At 45.6% G+C, this 19,017-nt stretch carries 12 protein-coding genes; 10 read left to right on the top strand and 2 right to left on the bottom strand.

Annotated features, from left to right (window positions below; genetic code table 11):
• Window positions 1-394: 394 nt before the first annotated feature.
• The 3 genes from QZ209_RS06915 to QZ209_RS06905 all read left to right on the top strand — a co-directional run bounded on the left by QZ209_RS06915 (window position 395) and on the right by QZ209_RS06905 (window position 3,890).
• Window positions 395-913 (top strand): HAD-IIIA family hydrolase, encoded by a 519-nt coding sequence (locus QZ209_RS06915; protein WP_294346246.1) that lies wholly within the window; start codon window positions 395-397, stop codon window positions 911-913.
• A 176-nt stretch (window positions 914-1,089) separates the two neighbouring features.
• Window positions 1,090-2,976: a molecular chaperone HtpG gene (gene htpG, locus QZ209_RS06910; protein ID WP_294346245.1), complete on the top strand. Its 1,887-nt coding sequence runs from the start codon at window positions 1,090-1,092 to the stop codon at window positions 2,974-2,976.
• Between the two features lie 38 nt (window positions 2,977-3,014).
• Complete coding sequence (locus QZ209_RS06905; RefSeq protein ID WP_294346244.1) at window positions 3,015-3,890, top strand: VIT1/CCC1 transporter family protein; 876 nt, start codon at window positions 3,015-3,017, stop codon at window positions 3,888-3,890.
• Here QZ209_RS06905 and QZ209_RS06900 read toward each other — a convergent pair.
• Window positions 3,887-5,458, bottom strand: coding sequence for a bifunctional aminoglycoside phosphotransferase/ATP-binding protein (locus tag QZ209_RS06900; protein ID WP_294346243.1), 1,572 nt, complete (start codon window positions 5,456-5,458; stop codon window positions 3,887-3,889). The two genes, QZ209_RS06905 and QZ209_RS06900, sit on opposite strands and share 4 nt — an antisense overlap.
• Before the next feature lie 212 nt (window positions 5,459-5,670).
• Here QZ209_RS06900 and QZ209_RS06895 point away from each other — a divergent pair, with 212 nt between their 5' ends.
• From QZ209_RS06895 to QZ209_RS06880, 4 genes are all read left to right on the top strand, one after another.
• Window positions 5,671-6,138: a universal stress protein gene (locus tag QZ209_RS06895; RefSeq protein WP_294346242.1), complete on the top strand. Its 468-nt coding sequence runs from the start codon at window positions 5,671-5,673 to the stop codon at window positions 6,136-6,138.
• Window positions 6,139-6,196: 58 nt separating this feature from the next.
• The gene (locus tag QZ209_RS06890) at window positions 6,197-6,472 is read left to right on the top strand and encodes an OadG family protein (protein ID WP_294346241.1); all 276 of its coding nucleotides are present in this window, start codon (window positions 6,197-6,199) and stop codon (window positions 6,470-6,472) included.
• A 58-nt stretch (window positions 6,473-6,530) separates the two neighbouring features.
• Complete coding sequence (locus QZ209_RS06885) at window positions 6,531-8,360, top strand: biotin/lipoyl-containing protein (protein WP_294346240.1); 1,830 nt, start codon at window positions 6,531-6,533, stop codon at window positions 8,358-8,360.
• A 96-nt stretch (window positions 8,361-8,456) separates the two neighbouring features.
• A complete protein-coding gene (locus QZ209_RS06880; RefSeq protein WP_294346239.1) occupies window positions 8,457-10,010 on the top strand; it encodes a sodium ion-translocating decarboxylase subunit beta in 1,554 nt (517 codons plus the stop codon).
• Between the two features lie 124 nt (window positions 10,011-10,134).
• On the opposite strand, the gene QZ209_RS06875 is transcribed toward QZ209_RS06880, so the two are convergent.
• Window positions 10,135-11,337: a leucine-rich repeat domain-containing protein gene (locus QZ209_RS06875; RefSeq protein ID WP_294346238.1), complete on the bottom strand. Its 1,203-nt coding sequence runs from the start codon at window positions 11,335-11,337 to the stop codon at window positions 10,135-10,137.
• Between the two features lie 442 nt (window positions 11,338-11,779).
• Between QZ209_RS06875 and QZ209_RS06870 the strand changes: the two genes are divergently transcribed.
• The 3 genes from QZ209_RS06870 to dnaE all read left to right on the top strand — a co-directional run bounded on the left by QZ209_RS06870 (window position 11,780) and on the right by dnaE (window position 18,938).
• The gene (locus tag QZ209_RS06870; RefSeq protein ID WP_294346237.1) at window positions 11,780-14,209 is read left to right on the top strand and encodes a glycosyl hydrolase family 65 protein; all 2,430 of its coding nucleotides are present in this window, start codon (window positions 11,780-11,782) and stop codon (window positions 14,207-14,209) included.
• Window positions 14,169-15,257, top strand: coding sequence for a glycosyltransferase family 4 protein (locus QZ209_RS06865; protein WP_294346236.1), 1,089 nt, complete (start codon window positions 14,169-14,171; stop codon window positions 15,255-15,257). Before QZ209_RS06870 ends, QZ209_RS06865 begins: the two co-directional genes overlap by 41 nt.
• Window positions 15,258-15,374: 117 nt before the next feature.
• Complete coding sequence (dnaE, locus tag QZ209_RS06860) at window positions 15,375-18,938, top strand: DNA polymerase III subunit alpha (RefSeq protein ID WP_294346235.1); 3,564 nt, start codon at window positions 15,375-15,377, stop codon at window positions 18,936-18,938.
• The last annotated feature ends 79 nt before the right edge of the window (window positions 18,939-19,017 follow it).

The raw sequence follows: 19,017 nt of genomic DNA, 5'->3' as shown, positions 1-19,017 counted from the left end.
ATGTTCGATATGATTCGTTGCCGTACGATGCAATATAATCCTCATCGAAAAATTGGTGATATTTTTGCGTACAATTTTTTTTGCATTTGTCAACGATGAGTGTTGAAAGTTGGAACAGTTGTTGCACATCGTGGCGTCCCGATGTAGTTGTTGGAAAACAGGGCACGAATAAGAGCGTAGTGGTTAAGTTGCTATTTATAAAAAGTTTAAGTTTTTTTGTCAACTTTTTTATGACATTGCTGTACCGGTTACATGTGGTAGGCTTTGCAATGTTTTTAAGTGTTGGCGAAATGTTGATAACTTGTGGGCAATTGACGATTGCTGTTTGATAAGTTGTTAAAATGATATATTAAATCCCTTGTTTGCAAGTGTTTAAAAAATAGCGAAACAGGATATGATAAAGCTGTCAACCGAAGAGTTTTTGCGTCGGGCAAAAAATATAAAACTTGTGCTCTCCGACAATGATGGTGTTATGACCGATAATGGAGTGTATTATTCCGGGCGTGGTGAAGAGCTAAAGCGTTATTCAATACGCGACGGGATGGGCGTCGAGAGATTGGAGGCCGTCGGGATTATTACAGGAATCATGACGGGTGAAATGTCTCTTAATCTTAAAAAGCGGGCAGAGAAACTGAAAATCAAACATCTTTATCTTGGTATCAAGGATAAACTGGCACAGCTTGGAAGCGTTCTTTCGGAAAACGGTCTTGCGCTCAACGAGGTGGCTTATATAGGAGATGACGTCAACGATTTCGGGATCATGGATGCCGTTGCCGTTGAAGGGTTGACTGCTTGTCCTGGAGATGCCACTGATTTTGTTCGTCCTGTGGTTCACTATATTTGCAAGACCAACGGAGGAGATGGTGCTTTTCGTGAGTTTGCCGAACTCTTGATACAGTTGAGGCGTTCCTGAAAAGATCGTTTTTTTGTAGAAAGTGGAAATGTAATGTGCTGTTCAGGGTTTGGTATATTATATTCCCGCTGTTAATGTTAGCCACAATTTCTCAGATAACGGCGCGGAGCACTGTTGGTTTGGGTCTGTGCATGGATAATTTTTACCCCAAAAAACTGAAAACAAGACAGAAAAGGATGAGCGAAAAAAAACAGCAGAAAGTACAGGAGTTCGAATACAAGGCAGAGATGAAACAGCTTTTGAACCTTATCGTTCATTCGCTGTATACACATCCTGAGATTTTTCTTCGGGAACTGATATCCAATGCTTCTGATGCATTGAATAAAGTCCATTTCAGTCAATTGACTGAAAACGAGGTCCAGTCCGAAGGAGAAGAGTTGAAAGTTACCATTACGCTCGATGAAAAAGAGCGCTCATTTATTATCGAAGACAATGGTACCGGGATGAGCGAGGATGAGCTGATCGCAAATCTCGGGACAGTTGCCAAGTCCGGCACACTTGGGTTCCTGCAGGCTTTAAAAGAGCAGCAACCTGACAAGAACGGTATCGATGCCAATCTTATCGGCCAATTTGGCGTCGGTTTTTATTCTGTTTTCATGGTTACCGATGAGGTTACCGTCGAGACGAAGACAGAAGATTCTCAGGGGTGCAGGTGGCGTTCATCTGGTGAGGGAACCTATACGATAGAAACCATCGATCGGGAAAAACGCGGTACGAAGATATCGTTTATTCTCAAGGAAGATGCCAAAGAGTTCGCTGAAGAGTTTCGGGTTGAAAACATCATCAAGAAGTACTCCAATTTTGTCGATTTTCCGATCTATCTCGATAACAAGAAAATCAACAGTATCACAGCTCTCTGGCAGCGGCCGAAAAGTGAAATCAAAGATGAAGAGGTCAATGAGTTCTACAAGTTTATCTCGGTTGACTATCAGGAGCCGCTGGATTATCTCCATCTTTCTCTGGAAGGTGCTGTTACTTTCAAGGCTTTGCTTTTTCTTCCCAAAGAAGCACCGATGGATATGCTTTACCAGCAGGGCGCTCTCGAGAACCATGGTCCACAGCTTTACGTCAGAAAGGTTATGATCCAGCATGAATGTAAGGATCTGCTTCCTGAGTATCTTCGCTTTGTAAAAGGGGTTGTAGAGACTGAAGATCTTCCGCTGAACGTGTCACGCGAGGTTGTTCAGAACAGCCCGGTCATGGCGAAAATCCGTCAGATTCTTACCACCAAGATCATTGGTTGGTTCGAGTCACTCGCCCAGGACCATAAAGAAAAGTTCCGTCAGTTTTACAAGGCATTCGGTCCGGTGGTCAAGATTGGACTCAATACCGACTTTACCAATCGTGACAAGCTTATCGAACTTCTGAGGTTCGAGAGTACTACAACCGAAGATGGTGAATTTGTGACGCTTCGGGAATATGTAGATCGTATGGTTGACGATCAGAAGGAGATCTACTATCTGTCAGGTGATAACCGGCAGCAGATGTTATCGAACCCGAACCTGGAATATTTCCGTAAAAAAGGTATCGAGGTGTTGCTTCTGGTGGATCCGGTCGATGTTTTTGTTATTCCTTCGATTAACGAGTATGACAAGAAACCTCTCAAATCCATTGAAAAAGCGGATATCGATTTCAAGGCCGGAGAAGATGAGGAAAAGGATGCACTCGGTAAAAACATGATCGAACCGGTTCTCAGGATTTTCAAAGAGGCTCTTGGGGACAAGGTGGAAGATGTGATTGAGTCTCACCGCCTGGTTAATTCTCCGGTCACATTGGTTTCCGGAAAAGACGACATGGATCCGCAGATCGAAAAAATGCTGAGAATGATGAACCAGTCGGATGCCTCGGGGAAAAAAGTGCTGGAGATAAACCCTTCCCATGCGGTTATTAAAAATCTCGCAAGTCTTTGCATGCTCAACGAAAATGATCCGATTATTCGAACAACCATGAATCAGCTTTATGAGGGGGCTTTGCTGCTCGAGGGTAATCTGGAAGGCACCGCGGATTTTGTCTCGAGAATGAATGATATCATCGAAGCGGCTACGAAACAGGCAAAGGCCTGAACCGTTTTTTTCAACATAGGCGACAATCAATCCATAAAGTGAAAAACCTGAAAGAAGTCAAGCCAGCGCACATTCTCGCTCTTCAGAAAAGCGAGCTGACCGAGCATTACATTTACAAGCGTCTCGCATCGAGCGTCAGCGGTGTGAAAAACAGACGGGTACTTGCCCAGATCGCAGATGATGAACTTCGTCATTACAACATCTTGAAAGGATATACTCGTCAAGAGGTAAAGCCGAGTAAGATGAGAATCTGGTTTTTTTCGATGGTCAGTTCCCTTTTAGGTTTGACGTTCGGCGTGAAGCTGATGGAAAAAGCTGAAAAAAATGCAGGAGATATCTACGGGCGCCTGCCTTCTTCTTTCAGGGAGCTGCAAGGTATTATCAGTGATGAGGAAGAACATGAGCAGGCGCTTATTGCGTTGCTCGACGAAGATCGTCTCAAATATACGGGGTCGGTCGTTCTCGGGCTCAATGATGCTTTGGTCGAGCTCATGGGCGTCTTGGCCGGTTTGACATTCGCTCTCCAAAATTCTCGTTTTGTCGCTCTCACAGGGATCATTACCGGCTTTGCAGCTGCGTTGTCCATGGCTGCTTCGGAGTATCTTTCAACAAAAGCCGAACCGGGAACGAAAAACCCCATAAAAGCGGCATTCTATACAGGAATGGCATATATCGCAACCGTCATTCTGCTCATTACACCTTTTTTTGTCGTCTCCTCTCTCTATGTCGCTCTCGGAACCGCATTCGTGGTGTCCATCTGCATTATCGCGTTCTTTAATTTTTATGTTTCGGTTGCGAAGGATATACCGTTCAGGAGCAGATTCATGGAGATGGTTGCGCTCAGTTCCGGCGTAACGGTGCTGAGTTTTCTTGCCGGGATGATAGTGAGGGTGGTTTTCGGAGTGGAAAGCTAAACTCTATTTTCACCCTGTATGCGACGCACTGTTTCTGCAATGCCTTTCTCTATCGATGAAAGGGATGATGTGTCGATGGTGATCGTTCTGTGCTGTTCCGTGGCTGAAAATGGTAAGAAACGCCGGATCTGTCGACGGAGTATGGTTTTATCAGCTTCTGACGGATCGTTGCCTGCAGTCTGTCGTTCGCCGACTCGTTTTTCGAGAAGTTTTTCGGGAGCATGGCAATGAAGGATGACGACGGGAATGTTTTTTTGTTCTCCTAAACTGACGAAACGTTTCCGTTCATCCTCATTCAGAAACGTTGCATCGATGATGACCGGGTAGCTGTTCTCCAGACATGTTCCGGCTATGTTGTGTAGTTTCGAATATGTTCTCTTCGAGCTTTGAGCTGAGTACATCGCCTTGTTTTTCTCCGGGTCGCTTTTTTCGAGAGGCTTGAGCCCGAACAGTCTTTTTCTTTCTATATCCGAACGAACATGTATTGCGGGCATCCGTGATATGAGTTTCTTGGCCACGGTGGTTTTGCCGCTTCCGGAAACTCCGCAGGTGAGGACCAGTCCAAATGGTGCTGGTGTGATATAGGAGAGTGCCGTCGAAATATAGGAGCGGTGCTCGGTAAGTGTTTTTTCTTTTTCGTGTTGATTTTTTTCTTGAAGATGGCGTATGGCGGTGACTTTCGCTCGCACCATCGCCCTGTATGTTTTATAGAATCTTAAAAGGGCGAGCCCTTTGTAATCTCCGGTCAGTGAAAGGTAGCGGTTGAGAAAGCTCGATGCATGTTCTTTGTGGTTGCTATGCTCAAGGTCCATGACCAAAAACGCTATTTCACTGAAAACATCAATCGTGCTGAGAAACGGGTTGAATTCGATACAGTCGAAAATCATCACCTTTCCTTTCCAGAGTACCATATTTCCTGTATGCATATCACCATGACACTCTCGTATCGCTCCTTTGGATTTCCGGAATAAGAACTCCGGCATGAGCCGCTTGTATTCTTTTTCAGTCCATTGTTTGAGTTTTTCAAGCTGTTTTTGTTCCTGTTGATCCTTAGTCAGACGTTCGGCTTCGGTAAAGTTGTCACGTATGGGTTTTATGATGATTTCAGGGCGGCCGTACGGAGTATCTGGCTCGGCTACACGAGTCGAATCGTGGAATGCAGCGACGATGTTGCTTATTTCGGCTATCTGTCTGCTTGTGATTTTCCCTTGTCTAAGGAGGGTATCCAGTTCAAGTTCACGGTCGAACTGTACCATTTTTACAGCATAGTCGACAATTCTGCCTTCTCCTCCGACTTTTATCGTACCGGCCTCTTGTGTGACAGGAACCACATCGAGATATATCTCACTACACAGCCTTTTATTGCGTTGGAGTTCTTCGTGGCAGAAATGTCTCCGTTTTTCAAGTGTAGAAAAATCCAGAAATCCGAGGTTGACTGCCTTTTTGATTTTATAGGCATATGTGCCTGTTAGAAAAACGAGTGAGATATGTGTTTCGACGATAGCGATATCTTCGACCCGATGAGGATAAGCTTCAGGGTTTCGAAGAGCATTTTCGACAGTAGTCATGTGTTTGTTGGGACACCTTTCAGGCATATGCCAGCAAGTGTTTCTTTTTCGTGAACGATAAGGATAACGGCTGGTTTAATCATAAAAATTATTGTAGATTCAAGGTTTATTAAAATAACAAACTGTGCTTTAACGGCAGTGAGAAAAAGGGATAAAAGTAATAGTTCATTGTTGCGCAAGTTTGCAAACAAAACAAAAAAGATTGACCCTGCATGATACAGTTGTCTAAAATTCTATGCCCTACCGACTATTCGAAAACTTCAGACAAAGCAGTACGGTATGCAATCGAGCTTGGCCGAAAAGTCGGTGCTCATGTGCGTTTTCTTCATATCATGCAACCTGAAAACATAGCCGAAAAAACAGCTTACAGTTACGGTGTCTCCAAAAAAGGCGGTAAGGCAGAGGTGGTTTCCGAAGAGTTCAGAAAGCTTTTGATGGAAGAAAAGAAAAAAGGGCTTTCAGCCGATATTCTCATACTCAGAGGAAATCCCTATGATGAAATTATTGAACAAAGTAATGCTTGGGGGGCAGATCTTTTGGTTATGGGTTCCCATGGGAGAAGCGGTCTGACCCGTATTCTCATGGGTAGCGTCGCTGAAGCCGTGTTTCATGCCCTCGATATTCCGGTTTTGCTGGTTAAGCAGAATGCCGCCGACAAGGCGATGCAAGATTACTCCTGAACATGAATGTTTCTCACACTGAGCAATAATCTCCTTAATAATCAACACCTCACATTTTATGATTACCGACGGCTTAATTCTTATGGTTGTGGGAATGGTTGTTGTTTTTCTTTTCCTGCTTCTGTTGAATGTCTTGATATCAGGGCTTTCATGGCTTCTCAAGGATCATGCATTGCAGGAAGAACAGCGGTTGCTCGAGGCAGAGGCTGCGAAAAGAAAGAAAAAGAATTCAAAAAAGATATCCGGTCCGGCTCTTGTTACAGAAGGTGGAGAAGATCCAGGCAGGATAACGGCGGTGATTTCTGCAGCGGTTCATGCGCACAGAAACAGGTGACTTCGCGCCGATTACTTTCTAACCAATAATTTATTACGAATCACGAAAAGAAAGGCTCATGAAAAAGATAAAGTTTATGGATGTGTCCTTTCGTGACGGGTTTCAGTCCTGTTACGGGGCAAGGGTAAAAACCGATGATTTTCTGCCGGTGCTTCAGGCAGCCGTTGATGCAGGTACGGATAACTTTGAAATCGGGGGAGGTGCCCGTTTCCAGAGCTTGTATTTTTATTGCCAGGAAGACGCTTTCGATATGATGGATGCAGCCCGGAAAGTCGTAGGGCCGGATATCAACCTGCAGACTCTTTCAAGAGGTGCGAATGTTGTGGGATTGGTTTCACAGTCACGTGATATCATCGACCTTCACGCTAAGATGTTCAAGAAACACGGGATTACAACCATTCGGAATTTCGATGCGTTGATGGATGTTCGTAATCTTGCGTATTCTGGCCAGTGTATTCATAATGCCGGAGTCAAACATCAGGTTGTTATCGCTTTGATGGGTCTTCCTCCCGGCCTGAATGAGAAATACTGCCATACACCGCAGTTTTATCTCGATAGACTCAAGGAAATTTTAGATGCAGGGATACCGTTCGACAGTGTCGCATTCAAGGATGCTTCTGGGACGACAACTCCAAGAATTGTTTTCGATGCTATCAAAGGTGCCCGGAAAATACTGCCTCCGGAAACGATTATTCAGTTTCACACTCACGATACTGCCGGAATGGGGGTTGCCTGTAACTTCGCTGCAATCGAGGCCGGTGCGGATATTATTGATCTGTCTATGGCACCGGTGAGCGGGGGGACGGCTGAAGTCGATCTTCTGACAATGTGGCATCGTCTTCGCGGAACCGATTATACTCTGGATATCGACCATGAGAAGATCATAGAGGTCGAGGCGATGTTTATCGACCAGATGGAAAAATATTATATGCCTCCTGAAGCGAAAGAAGTCAATCCTCTGATTCCGTTTTCACCCATGCCGGGCGGCGCGCTGACGGCAAATACGCAGATGATGCGCGATAACAATTCGCTGCATCTTTTCCCCGAGGTTATAAGGAATATGCGTGAAGTCGTCGCCAAAGGCGGTTTCGGCTCTTCGGTAACACCGGTTTCACAATTTTATTTCCAGCAGGCTTTTGCCAATACCGTACAGGGAAAATGGAAAAAGATAACGGAAAGCTATGGTAAGATGGTACTTGGCTATTTCGGGAAAACGCCGGCCGTACCTGATCCGGAAATTGTAAAGCTCGCATCGGAGCAGCTCGCGCTCGAGCCGACGACAGAGGATGTTCATGATATAAACGATAGGAATCCTGAGCTCGGTGTCGAGTACAACAAGAAAATTCTCGAAAAAGAAGGTCTTCCTGCAACCGATGAGAACATTTTCATTTCGGCAACCTGTGGGGCGAAAGGAATAGCGTTTCTCAAAGGTGATGCACCACTCGGGATTCGTTATAAAAAGGATGTCGAGGCTGCGGCTTCTGCCAAACAGGAAACGAAAGCTTCTACAAAAACCGAATCGTCAGCATCGAAGTCGTCTTCTTCTCCAGGAAACTATACGGTTACCGTCGACGGAAAGGCATATAATGTGACCGTTGCTGAAGGGAGCGGAGCAGTTCAGGCCGTTACCCCTGCTGCGGCGGCGACTCCTGCGTCAAAAGAGCCGACAGGTGAGGGCGTTCCGGTTGAAGCGGCAATGCCTGGAAATGTTGTTGCAATCGAAGTCGAAGTCGGAGATAACGTCAATGAAGGTGATGATGTCCTAGTCATCGAGGCCATGAAGATGGAGTCTCCGGTAAAAGCGCCAAAATCCGGTACTGTTATTTCCATTGACGTGTCCCCCGGAGATACGGTTGCTACAGGTGATACGCTCATGTTCATCGCTTAAGCGGAGTTGGCTGACGGTATGAAAACGCCTGTCTCTTTCTGGGGGGCAGGCAAAGATCATGGTTTTTAACTGTTTAACGGTTTATCAAAAAAATTTATGCGTACGTTCATTCTTGTGCTGCTGTCGGTAGTTTTTTTCGGCACAACGGCTCGTGCTGAGGATTTCTTTACTGAAAACGAGGCGGGAATTGTGACGCTTCAAGCTCCTATGGAGCTGGAGCTTGTCACGGTGCCCGTCAAAGACAGTCGTACTCTCCGGGTGGGGGATGAGGTTCATGTTGGTGATTTTCTCGGATTGTTTGCCGATAAGGAGCATAAAAAAATAACGGTATCTTCAGGTGTAACAGGGCGTTTGGTTTATATCCATCCTGAGCTTTATTCCAAGTATACTCGTGTTCCTCAAGGAACCGAGCTGCTCAGGATCGAAAAGCAGCCCTTACTTGTCAGCGCAAAGGGATCGCAAAGTACAGCTGAAGGCCTTTCAATAGGAAAGGTTTTTGGGAATCTTGTGGAAAGCACCGGTATTTATGCATTGATCAACGATAACAGATTGAGCTGGACGGAGGGTTTTGGCCGTTTGTTTATGATCAGTATAGGTGCTTTGCTCATTTATCTGGGGATTGCCAAAGGATTTGAGCCTTTGTTACTTATTCCTATAGGTATGGGGGCTGTTTTATCGAACATACCGCTGGCCTACATCAATGACGAGGGTGGAATTCTGCGTTATGTGTATGATGTGGGCATAGAGACCGGAGTGTTTCCGTTGATTATTTTCATGGGTGTGGGAGCGATGACCGATTTCGGTCCGATGATTGCAAATCCCAAAACCGCACTCCTGGGAGCAGCTGCACAGTTCGGTATTTTTTCGACGTTGATAGGTGCGCTTCTTCTTTCCCAGTATGTCCCCGGTATCGAGTTTTCAATGAAAGATGCAGCTTCGATAGGTATCATCGGAGGAGCGGATGGTCCGACATCCATTTTTCTTGCATCGAGGCTCAGTCCACAACTTCTGGGCAGTATCGCCGTAGCGGCATATTCCTATATGGCTCTGGTGCCGATTATACAGCCGCCTATCATGAAGCTGTTTACCAGCGAAGCTGAACGTTCGATCAAGATGAGTCAGCTTCGCTATGTATCGAAGCGTGAGAAAATTCTTTTTCCGGTTATCGTCATTATTCTCTGTGCATTGCTTCTTCCTTCTGCGGCTCCTCTTATCGGTTTTCTCATGTTCGGCAACCTGATGAAGGAGTGTGGTGTCGTAGATCGTCTGAGTGACACGACCCAGAACGCTTTGATCAACATCGTGACAATTTTTCTCGGACTCGGTGTCGGGAGCAAGCTCTCTGCCGAAAAGTTTCTAAACCTCGAAACGCTCGGTATCATCGTGCTCGGTCTTATCGCTTTTTCCTTCGGCACTTCTTCCGGAGTGATCATGGCCAAGTTCATGAATATCTTTCTCAAGCAGAAAATCAATCCTCTGATCGGTTCTGCAGGGGTCTCTGCCGTACCGATGGCCGCTCGTGTTTCAAACAAGGTGGGACTGGAATCCGATCCTCATAATTTTTTGCTTATGCACGCTATGGGACCCAATGTGGCCGGGGTAATCGGTTCTGCGGTTGCTGCAGGAATTCTGCTTTCGGTCTTTCTGTAGAGGGCTGGCATTATCAAAAAGAGGCTGTCACAAAATGGCAGCCTCTTTTATTTTGGTCAGGTAATCTCGTTAGCGCGTTAGCGATTATGCCGGGGCCTGATCCCGCCAAAGTATGTCCCTTTGCTTATTGCTTCAATATGATTTCACAGTCGGGGTGCAGTTCGAGAAACTGTTCAAGTTCTTCACTGGCAATCTGGCCAGCCGACAACTCGATTTTCTCAAGATTTTCGAGATGCATCAGAGGTGCGATCGAGGTGACTCCAGTATTGGCAAAAGAAATTTCTTCGAGTTCCGGTAGTTCTGCAAGAGGGGCCAGTGAATCGATCGGAGTCTGATTGAAGCTCAGTTCTCTGAGATTTATAAGCCCGGATAGGGGTTCTAGAGTGCCGATAGATGTCCGGCTGCAACGGATATATTCAAGGTTTTCCAAATCGCTGAGCGGCGAGAGGTCATCGATTTGGGTATTGTTGAAGCCCAGTTCTATAAGATTTTCAAGTTTTTCAAGTGGCTCGAGTGAGGAAACGTTGGTTTTGTAGCAGCTGATTTTTTCCAGTTCGGTCAATCCGGAAATCGGTGAAAGATCGTTTATCGCCGTTTCAGAACAATAAAGCTCTTCGAGATTGACGAGATTCGTAATTGGGGCGAGACTGCTTACCTCTGTGCTGGATATCCAAAGCAATTTCAGACTGGTAACGTTGCTGAGAGGTTCCAGTGAGGAAAAGTCGCAGTCGAATGCATAAAGCCGCTGCAATGCTCTGAGATCTTTAAGTGGTTCAAGGCTTTCAATCGGGGATTCGTCGCAGCGTAATTGTTGCAATTTTTCCAGAACACGTAATGGCGCAAGACTGTGTACTCTTCGGTTATCACATCTCAGATGTGTAACATTGAAAAAATCGAGCAACTCCTGATCAGAGGGGGGGTCGGAAAGTTTCAGCGTGGCTTTCACCACCTCTTTCCAGTCGGTGTTCAGTTTGTTCCACCATTCCTGCCGTTTTGAACGATCCTGGAGAAGCTGTTTGCGAGGCAATGAAAAAACAGGCGCATCGATCAGTTTTCCCCCTCTTTCTGCAGTGACATGGCAGGTGAAATCTTCGTCATTATTTGGTGTTGGTGTCTGCATTTCGCAGCAATTCAGCTTGTCGACTACACATCGGGTGTACCAGTCAGCCTTTTTTTCTTCAAGGATTTTACAATGCTTTTCCTGTGATTGCTCATCAAGAGATGAAATGTCCTCAAGAATATCGTTTCCGCATCGTGGACAGACAGCGCTTTGGTCGGTCAGAGGATAGTTGCAGACAGGGCAGTTGTTGTATATATGCTGTTTCAAAGTCGGGGTGGATGTTAAAGTTGTAAAGCAAATCAGTTACACTCAGCCCTAATTATAACAAAAAAATGAATGAACCATATGGCCAGGATGTCTCTAATAATCTGTCATGTTCCCTAATCGCTTTTTCGAGCTTAGCCTTCGGGGATTGAAATTCTGATTTCTCTCGATGCACCTGGCTTGTGTCAAGATGATATCGACCTGCAATTATTGCATAAGATTTTTTCTCTTTTGCATTGTTTCTGTGTGCTGTATACAGGACGTACAAGGACAAGGAGTGACCGTGGGAACGATAAGGCAGGGTATTTTTGTTATAGCTAAACACGAAAAAACGAAAAGTTTCATATCCTCATCGAGTATACTCTTCGTTTCTTTCGTAGCAACATCCCCCGTTGAAACGTGCAGTTACCGGTATTTTTTTCAGATTTGAGCATCTGGAGAACCTATGAACACGCAGAGTGACGATGTCCGTGATGACCGTTTCAGAGAAGATCCTGTTTTTCTGCTCGACTTTTCGCCGAAGCAGTGGCTTCTAAGACGAAGCGGTTACAGCAATCGCCCGAAACGGTTGCAGGTCAACGAAACGTTGATGACGATCGGTAATGGTTATCTCAACATCAGAGGTAGCCTGGAAGAACTGCCGCCCGGCAGTTACAGGGGAATGTATATCAATGGAATATATGACGGGTCCGAAGCGGACGTCGAGGAGTTGGTAAAATGTCCTGTCTGGACCGATGTTTCGTTGTGGATCGATGGACTGAAAGTTTCCCTGCCGGATTGCAAAGTGATTCGTCACGAGCAGATGCTCGATATGAGAAAAGGGATTCTTCATCGGAAATCAAGATTTCGACTTCCAAACGGAAAAATTGTAACGTTTGCGACAACAAAACTTGTTTTTCTGCATAAGGTGCATTGGGGTTATATGAGGGTCAGGATTGTACCGGAAAACTTTTCGGGTAAGATTAGGATACTAAGCGGTTTGAACGGAGACGTTCTCAACCGTGGATTTTTTCCGGGGGAACAACTCAAGCACCTCCACCTCGAACGTATCGAACGCGGACGTGACCTTATGTATCTGGAGATGAAAACCAGAGAGCACGGCATACGTATTTCCAATGCAGCGTCATGGCGAATTGTCGATCGTGACAGGGCTGCCATTACGTGGGAGCCAAGGATCTATGGGGAGAAGTTTACCAGCGAGATGACGCTGGATGTGAAAAAAGGTGTTTCCTATGAGTTTGAAAAATATGCTGTAGTCTATACAAGCAGGGAGATTCCGGAAGAACGAATGTTCAGCGGGACTATCTGTGGTTTGAAATCCTATCTTCGCAACGGGGCTTACAGGGAAATTGCCAGTCATATCAAACTGTGGAAAAAGTCTTGGCAGCAGGCAGATATCGTCATAGAAGGGGATCGCAACGCACAGCTGGCCATACGTTACAATATGTATCAGCTTCTGATAAACGGTCCGAGGCATCGAGGGAGTATAGGGGCGAAATTTCTCAGTTCTGAAGGATATCTCGGACATGTTTTCTGGGATACGGAAATCTTTATTTTTCCGTTCTATCTCTACAATTTTCCCGAGATAGCGAAAAACATGCTCATGTACCGGTATGAAACGTTACCCGGTGCGATAAAGAATGCAGAGCGTTCCGGTTACAAAGGAGCGAAATATGGCTGGGAAACCGCTACGACCGGAGAAGATGTCACTCCGAGATTTGCATCGAAACTTGAAAGAACCATAAATCTTATCTATACCGGTGCAGAGGAGGATCATATCGTATCGGATGTCATTTATGCCGTGGAACAGTATTTCAGGGTAACCGGCGATGAAGAATTTTTGCTCGAGTATGCTTTGGAAATGGTTTTTCAAACTGCACGTTTCTGGGCGAGCCGTGTTGCTGCATCAGGGGAAGTATTCGAAATAAAAACAGTTATAGGGCCAGACGAATTTCATGAACATGTGGATAACAATGCTTATACCAACTTCCTTGTGAAATGGCATTTAAGGCTCGCAGCAACTCTGTTCGAATATTTCAGTCACCGTGACGTTGAGGGGTTTGCGGCATTGTGCAAGCAACTCGATCTGCAACGAACAGAAGTCGGTCAATGGATGGATATCAGTAACAGACTTAAGTTCAACATCGACAGTTCTTCCGGACTTATCGAACAGTTCGACGGTTATTTCGATTTGAAGGATTATGTGATAACGCGACACGATCGTAAAGGAGGGCCGGTTCTTCCTCAGGGGATCACCTATCGAAATATCAGTAAGACACGATTGATAAAGCAGGCTGATGTGCTGATGATGTTTTTGCTTTTCCCTCATGCCTTCAGTGACGAGGTCAAGCGGGTCAACTACAACTTTTATGAAAAAAGAGCGTTGCATAAATCATCTCTCAGTCATTGTTCTCATGCGATGGTCGGCCTTACAGTTGGAAACCGCCAGCATGCGTATCGGTATTTCATGAGGACGGCATTGGTTGATCTGGAAGATTTACACGGTAACACCGAACTGGGAATACACGGGGCTGCTGTAGGTGGTACATGGCAAACTGTTGTGAGAGGTTTCGGTGGATTGACACTCAAGTCTGACAGGATTGTACTGAAACCCTGGTTGCCGAAAAGATGGAGGCGCTTGTTATTCAAAGTTCACTGGAGAGATCGTATCATCAAACTGGAAATATGTCACGATAATGTTTCGGTTTTCATCGAAGCCGATGTCGAGATACCGGTTCCGTGTACTTTTTGGGGTAGGTGCTTTACTATTTCTACGAACAAGCTGTACAAATTTAACTATGACCCGATTCTGTGTGTAAAATCTGGAGGATGTGATGAAACCCCTTCGCATTGCGCAAATAGCGCCGTTGATTGAAAGTGTTCCGCCAGCAAAATACGGTGGAACCGAAAGAGTTGTCTATTCCCTTACCGAAGAGCTCGTCGGGCGGGGACATGATGTCACTCTTTTTGCCACCGGTGATTCCCGGACATCCGCAAAACTGTGTTCATTGGTCGAGAGGGGACTGCGGCTCGACGGGAAGCAATCTGCAAGCGTTGTCAGTTCCTTACTCGAACTTGCACATGTATACCATGAGATGAGCCATGAGTTTGACATCATTCATTCACATGTAGATATCTTCACCTTACCGTTTGCGGCAACGTCGATGATTCCAACAGTACTTACGCTGCATGGTCGTCTCGATATGCCTTTTCTTATCAGAATGCTGCAGATATATACAGATATGAATTACGTTTCCATCAGTAACGCTCAGCGTTTTCCTGTACCAAACGTCAACTGGGCAGGAACGGTATACCATGGTTATCCTCCTGAATGTTTTCCATTCAATGAATCGCCATCTGACTATTTTCTTTATTTGGGACGTTTTTCTCCTGAAAAAGCACCCGATCAGGCAATTCGCCTTGCAAAGGCTTGCGGTATCCCTCTGAAAATTGCAGCGAAAGTCGATCCGGTCGAAGCGGATTATTTCAACGAGCACATCAGACCCATGCTGGACGATCCTCTCATTGAATACGTTGGAGAGGTTATGGAAAGCGACAAGATAAAACTGTTGAAAAATGCCAAAGCACTGCTCAACACCATTGATTGGCCGGAACCTTTCGGGCTTGTTATGATCGAAGCTCTTGCTTGTGGTACTCCGGTCATAGTAAGGGGCTGCGGTTCATCACCAGAAATCATAAAGCATGGCAAGACAGGATATGTCTGCAGTACGGAAGATGATTTCAAACAAGCAGTTAACGATATAGAGAAAATCAAAAGAAAGGCTTGTAGAAATGATTTTGAAAAACGTTTCAGTCATAAAACAATGGTTGACGGTTATGAAAAAATTTATTTCCGCCTGCATCAAAGTCGAACACGGCAAAGAGTACTGCCTCTGCCTCGTAGAATGGTCTCCTCGGGTTGATAAATGATTTGAAAATGTTATACTGCATTGCCCGTAGAGAAACCCGCCTTCAATGGTGTTTTGTAGTCGAAGAGCTTTTTCCTGAGCGGCTAATTTCTATGTAAAATGATGACCGAAATGGATTTTGTGCATTTGCATACACATACTCATTTTTCCATGCAAAGCAGTCCTATTTTTCCTCAGGAGCTTTTTGCCGCTTGTCAAAAGAGTGCAATGCATACTGTCGCGGTCACCGATTATGCAGCAACATTCAATATGCCTGAGCTGTTCAGTCTTGCCGATGAAGCTGGTGTCAGACTGATTATAGGGAGCGAAATATATCTTCTCGAGCGTGATGCATATCATAACGGCAAGAATTTTTCTTCTCCATCTTTGATATTGCTGGTCAAGAATGAGGAAGGGTACAGAAACCTCTGTGTTTTACTTTCGAAAGCCGCTCGTGAAGGCTTTAGCAATGGCGTGCCTCATGTTGACAGTAACTGGCTGGCAGATGCCAGTGATGGATTGGTATGTCTCTCTGCTTACTATGCCGGCCGTATAGGTAGAGCGTTGCTGGCTGGTGATTTCGAGGAGGCGACATCGTTTACGACTTTCTACAAGGATATCTATGGTGAAGATTTTTTCCTCGAGTTGCAGCGTCATCATACTCCATTCGATGAAACGCTCAATGCCGATACGATTCGACTTGCAGAAGAGAACGGTGTAAAACTGGTGGCTACAAATAACGTTCATTATCTCGAAAGAAAAGATGCTGATCGTTACCGGGCTATGGTCGCTATTAGAACCAAGGAAAAGCTATCCAGCAATCAGCTCCAGTGTCTACCGAACAGTGAAAACTATTTCAAGTCTTCAAAAGAGATGGCTGCACTGTTCGACGACGCTCATGGAGAACTTTCCAATACGCAACGTATCGCTCAAAAGTGTACGTATCGTTTTCGCAAGGAGGAGCCGAAGCTTCCTCATTTTCCTTTGCCAGAAGGATTTGACGACGAGGTTCAGTATCTGAAACATTTGACTTATGAAGGCGCAAAGGAAAAGTACGCTGATCCTGAATCTCAGGGCCTTTCGGAAAAAATGGTCAATGAGCGGATTGAAAAAGAGCTGGAAACCATTTCCAGTATGGGATTCAGTTCCTACTTCCTGATTGTCAGCGATCTTATTGCAGCGTCACGCCATATGGGGTATTCTGTCGGACCGGGAAGAGGGTCTGCAGCCGGGAGCATCGTTGCCTTTCTGACAGGTATTACAAGCATCGATCCATTACGTTATAAATTGCTCTTTGAACGTTTTCTCAATCCCGAACGGGGGTCGATGCCGGATATCGACATTGATTTTACCCCGGTCGGGAAGCAAAAAGTTCTTGAATATACCGTCGAGAAATACGGTGAAGAAAGTGTCGCAAAAGTCGTTGCGATCGGCACGCTCGGAGCAAGAGCTGCAATCCGCGACGCTGGACGTGTGCTCGAAGTACCGCTCAATGTTGTTGACCGGCTCGCCAAACTTGTGCCGGGTAAGCCTGGAATAACCTTGAAAAAGGCGCTCGATGATGTCGGTGAACTCAGGGATATGGTGAAGAGTTCTTCAAGAAACGCCAGTTTAATGGATTATGCCCAGGCTCTCGAAGGAAGGGCGAGGAATGTTTCGATGCATGCAGGTGCGGTTGTCATTACCAACGGCAGGCTTGATGAACAGGTGCCTCTGTATGTCTCCAATAAAATCGAGACGGAAGAGCGTAAGTATGCCGATGAGATGAAGCAGGACGAGCTTGAGCGTGGTGCGGCTAAATCCAGCAGTGATGATAAACAGGTTGTGACGCAGTTTGACAAAAACTGGATTGAAAACGCAGGGTTGCTCAAAATCGACTATCTGGGACTTGAAACTCTTGCCGTTATTGATGAAACACTTCATCTGATCAGAAAAAGACATAACGTTTCTGTCGACTTGGAAAAGGTTGCTATGGATGACAGAAAAACCTTCAGGATTTTCCAGGAAGGTAAGATGGCTGGGATTTTCCAGTTTGAATCCCAGGGTATGCAGAATTACATGACGAAACTTCAACCGACACAGATTGGTGATATCATCGCCATGAGTGCACTCTACCGGCCAGGGGCTCTCAATGCCAAAATCGATGAAAAACGAAATGCGGTAGATCTGTTTGTCGACCGGAAGCATAACCGTGAGCCGATAGACTATATGCATCCGATGCTCGAGGATATTCTCAAGGAGACGTATGGAGTTATTGTGTACCAGGAACAGGTCATGCAGATCTCACAGGTCATGGGTGGTTTTTCTCTGGCTAAAGCGGATAATCTTCGCAAGGCAATGGGAAAAAAGAAGCCGGAGATCATGCAGAAATTCAAGGCGGATTTTGTCGAGGGTGCGGTTGAGCAGGGCGTTCATGATAAGCTCGCCAACAGGATTTTCGACCTGATGGCCGAATTTGCCGGGTATGGTTTCAACAAAAGCCACTCGGCGGCATACGGGGTTCTCGCATATTGGACAGGATACCTGAAAGCACATTATCCGGCTGAGTTCATGACGGCCATTTTAAACAGTGAAATTGGTGATGCCCCAAGAATGAAGCACCTGACCGATGAAGCCAAGGGGTTCAATATCCCCGTTCTTCCACCATCGGTGAATAAGAGCGATGCATTGTTTGCCATCGAGGAGGTCGATGGAAAAGCGATGATACGTGTTGGTCTGAATGCCATAAAACAGGTCGGTAATGCCGCTCGAGCGGTTGTGTCATCCAGGTTGCTGAGGAAAAAAGACTTTATCAACCTATTTGACCTGACCGCATCGGTTGATTTGCGTGTTATGAACAGAAAAGCGCTTGAATGCCTCATTCTGGCCGGTGCTCTCGATGATCTTGATCAAGACAGGGCGAAACTGCTTGCCAATATTGACAAGGCGATCCGCTTCGGTCAACTTCAAAACAAGTCGGTAACGCTTGGCCAGTGCGGTTTTTTCAGTGATGAATCCAACGAAGCGATTCATGATTCACTGTACCCTGAGATGGATGCTGCACAACCGATGCCTGAAAGCGAGAGACTACAAGCGGAAAAAAAGCTTGTCGGTTTTTATCTGAGTCGCCATCCTCTGGAGCCGTATCGCCGTGACTGGGAAGCTTTTGCAAATCTTCCTCTCAGCACCAGGAGTGTACAGCAGGCAAGACAGTACAAAGTTATCGGTGTGGTTGTTTCAGTACGTCATCATCAGGACAGAAAAGGAAAACAAATGCTTTTCGGAAGCATAGAAGACTTTACCGGAAAAGCTGATTTTACCGTCTTTGCCAGTGTTTATGAGCAATATCGCCATCTTCTCAAACCTGAAGAGGTTTTGATGCTTATTGTAGAGGCTGAAGTCAGTGGAGGCATGCTGAAGTTACTTGTCAGGGAGGTTGTTCCGATAAAACAGGTTCGTGAAACCTGTATCGACAAGGTCATTTTGAAAATCGATGCCGATGACCCGACCGAACTGGAGAAGTTAGAGAGAGTCAAAAAGGTTTTGGAAGAGCATAAAGGTGGAACTGCGGTTGATTTCGAAGTCAAGGTACAGGCGGCTGAAAATATTGAACTCTTACATATATTTGCACGGAGAAGTCCTATCGATGCCGATGAAAAAACGCTCGGTGAACTTGAAAATATTCTCGGTCCTGATAATGTTAAGATTGCCGGGTAGCTTTAATAGGTATTTTTTATTACTTTCATCACTGTTTAGTTGTATTGTCATGAAGTCTGAGTTTTCTACAATCACCCTT

The organism is Prosthecochloris sp. (assembly GCA_015482705.2).
In the GTDB taxonomy this organism is placed as follows: Bacteria; Bacteroidota; Chlorobiia; order Chlorobiales; family Chlorobiaceae; genus Prosthecochloris.
Note: the sequence above shows the minus strand (reverse complement) of the source record. Positions and strands in the feature narration are given on the sequence as shown.

Excerpts from the sequence above, each read along its gene's own strand:
- QZ209_RS06915 (WP_294346246.1), top strand. The coding sequence starts at position 395 with ATGATAAAGCTGTCAACCGAAGAGTTTTTGCGTCGGGCAAAAAATATA.
- htpG (WP_294346245.1), top strand. The coding sequence starts at position 1,090 with ATGAGCGAAAAAAAACAGCAGAAAGTACAGGAGTTCGAATACAAGGCA.
- QZ209_RS06900 (WP_294346243.1), bottom strand. The coding sequence starts at position 5,458 with ATGACTACTGTCGAAAATGCTCTTCGAAACCCTGAAGCTTATCCTCAT.
- QZ209_RS06895 (WP_294346242.1), top strand. The coding sequence starts at position 5,671 with ATGATACAGTTGTCTAAAATTCTATGCCCTACCGACTATTCGAAAACT.
- QZ209_RS06890 (WP_294346241.1), top strand. The coding sequence starts at position 6,197 with ATGATTACCGACGGCTTAATTCTTATGGTTGTGGGAATGGTTGTTGTT.
- QZ209_RS06885 (WP_294346240.1), top strand. The coding sequence starts at position 6,531 with ATGAAAAAGATAAAGTTTATGGATGTGTCCTTTCGTGACGGGTTTCAG.
- QZ209_RS06880 (WP_294346239.1), top strand. The coding sequence starts at position 8,457 with ATGCGTACGTTCATTCTTGTGCTGCTGTCGGTAGTTTTTTTCGGCACA.
- QZ209_RS06870 (WP_294346237.1), top strand. The coding sequence starts at position 11,780 with ATGAACACGCAGAGTGACGATGTCCGTGATGACCGTTTCAGAGAAGAT.
- QZ209_RS06865 (WP_294346236.1), top strand. The coding sequence starts at position 14,169 with ATGAAACCCCTTCGCATTGCGCAAATAGCGCCGTTGATTGAAAGTGTT.
- dnaE (WP_294346235.1), top strand. The coding sequence starts at position 15,375 with ATGGATTTTGTGCATTTGCATACACATACTCATTTTTCCATGCAAAGC.